The organism is Paenibacillus sp. OT2-17 (genome assembly GCF_009827695.1).
Taxonomy (GTDB): Bacteria; Bacillota; Bacilli; order Paenibacillales; family Paenibacillaceae; genus Paenibacillus; species Paenibacillus polymyxa_B.
Map to the genome: position 1 here is coordinate 1 of NZ_WUDQ01000594.1, position 2,179 is coordinate 2,179.

Annotated in this window: 3 protein-coding genes and 1 pseudogene; 2 read left to right on the forward strand and 2 right to left on the reverse strand. The window is 51.5% G+C overall.

The features are described 5' to 3' along the window. Positions 1-639: pseudogene (locus GRP75_RS24980) on the reverse strand (nucleotidyltransferase family protein); the annotation flags it as partial. Positions 640-994: 355 nt separating this feature from the next. Between GRP75_RS24980 and GRP75_RS24985 the strand changes: the two are divergent. Both GRP75_RS24985 and rpmF read left to right on the forward strand, forming a co-directional pair. Beyond that, a complete protein-coding gene (locus GRP75_RS24985) occupies positions 995-1,513 on the forward strand; it encodes a YceD family protein (protein WP_023988160.1) in 519 nt (172 codons plus the stop codon). Between the two features lie 187 nt (positions 1,514-1,700). Next, the gene (rpmF, locus tag GRP75_RS24990) at positions 1,701-1,874 is read left to right on the forward strand and encodes a 50S ribosomal protein L32 (protein ID WP_007429979.1); all 174 of its coding nucleotides are present in this window, start codon (positions 1,701-1,703) and stop codon (positions 1,872-1,874) included. 117 nt (positions 1,875-1,991) lie between these two features. Here the strand turns inward: rpmF and GRP75_RS30085 are convergent. Continuing rightward, the coding region (locus tag GRP75_RS30085) for a hypothetical protein (protein WP_237449185.1) at positions 1,992-2,179 on the reverse strand (188 nt) is incomplete at its 5' end.

Below are 2,179 nucleotides of genomic sequence, written 5' to 3' on the forward strand. Positions count from 1 at the left end.
GCAACGGCGCGCGTTCGGCTTGCCACTCGCGTCGCAAAATCTCTAGTGTCGCCGCAGGTATGTACGGCGACGCGGCCTCCGGCCCGCCGTCCAGCAGCAGACGGCGGATGGCCGTGGCGCTGGCGATGACTCCGTCCGCAGGCGCCACGGCTTCGTGGTAGCCCGATCCCGTGCGGGCTACCGTGAAGGGCTTGATTGTGCTGCCCAGTCTTTCCAGCGCAATCAAGTAATGCAGCCCCAACGTATTGTTGGGCTGCTGCATGAGGGCGGCGAGCGCAGCGCCGTCCGCTCCTTCGGCCGCGAGCGCGGCTGCGGCTCCCGCGTAGGCAGCGGGATAGCTCGTGCCGCTGCTCAGGCGCTGCGCGATGCCGGCCTTGAGCTCGGCCGGCTCTGCCGCCAGCACGCGGGCCAGCGCGCGCAGCGGGGCGATGTCTCCGCTCTCGCTACCGAAGCAGAGCGCGTCGACGATGCCCGTCGCATGGAGCAGGGCGACCGCTCCGCGGGCAAACCATTCTGCAGGCTGGACGGCATAGGCCACAGGCAGCTCCAGAACCAGGTCCACACCCATGGCGAGTGCCAGTGATGGACATGTCCGTTATGCAGAGGATTGTACTCTACAATCATACCGAGTGTTTTCAAGACCGTATGTCGGCTCCTTTCTTAAAGTAACTTATTGGGTAACTATTTTGATAATAATGGTTAAGTACCCGTGAATGATTGTTTTCAGGGCAGCTATACTGTTTTTCATCGTCGGCATGAACAAGACCATTGAGACCTGGACGAAAAAGCTTTATACTCGCATTATTGTACACGAAGAGTGGCGGGGGTACGAATACTCATCGGTACATGTTTAGCACAATGCATTTTTGCTTCTGCATAAAACTTGTCGAACCATTGGAAAACCAGTGGATTTGTGAGTGGTGTAAAGTGAAAGGTGTTGACAAACGACTCGATCAGTCGGTATAATAATTTTTGTTTGTTTGGAGTGATAGTGATGCAACTATTTTTTCGAAAAGTAGCAACAAGTGACGGTCCTTTTCCTATCCGTGAATCTCTTAATGTGAGTGAATTGGTGGATGATCGTGCTGATGTTACGGCCGTTTCCCCGCTGGAGACCGACTTGGTCGCCGTTAGTCTGGGTCAAGGCTTGATGAGCGTGGAAGGCACGTTGACCGCAGGTCTGGACATGCTGTGTTCACGCTGTTTAAGCCCGATGCACGAGGATTTAAAGATTGAATTCCGTGAACGGTTCAAGCAAACCTCTTCGAGTGTTGAAGAGGAGGATGAAGATGGCGATTTTATCGCAGTGACGGAGGACTCCTTCGACATTGCACCGTATTGTGAAGAACTGTTTGTACTGCATGTGCCGTTTGCGCCTTTGTGCAGTGAGGATTGTCAGGGAATCGCACCAAAGACCGGACAAAACTGGAGTATTGGCTCCGATGACAGTAACGATGGCGATACGGAAAAGATTGATCCGCGTCTGGCAGGGCTTAAGGATTTTTTTAAATGAGAATTGAGTTCAATTCTGAAAAATCATCATCCGCTTGTGCCGGAGAGTTACTGAACCGATGCGTGGATGTTGCAGGCTTGATTCACCGGCTGTAAGATAATTGCTTCTGGCATTTTCTTTCAGTCTTGAATGAGATAAGAAGTCATACCCGCTATGCGGGGGTGATCTGGTTAAGGAGGTGGGAATAATGGCAGTACCTCAACGGAGAACATCCAAAACTCGTCGCGACAAACGTCGTACTCACTTTAAACTGGCAGTACCAGGTATGGTGAAATGCTCCGAATGCGGCGAATTGAAACTTGCTCACCATGTGTGCAAAGTTTGCGGAACGTACAAAGCTAGAGAGATCATCTCTCAATAATGTCCGATAAGCGGATTCTTTGGAATCTTCGCAGGAAGAGTAGCGCTTCACTTCAGTGAGGCGCTACTTTTTTTTGTCTGCATGCTTCCTTTTTACGTCAGCATGCTATATACTGTTTTAGTACCAGGTTCTAAGAAAGAAGGGCCGAAGAGGTTCCTTTATACATACAAGAAGACATATAGCCGCTTCCGTCGGGCCGTAAATGTTGAGCAGCTTGTCTATGTTCAGCTTATCGCGTAATTGCTGTACCAGCTCGCCGCTGCAAACCTCACCTGCCACCATGATAAAAGCAAAGTGATGTTCGA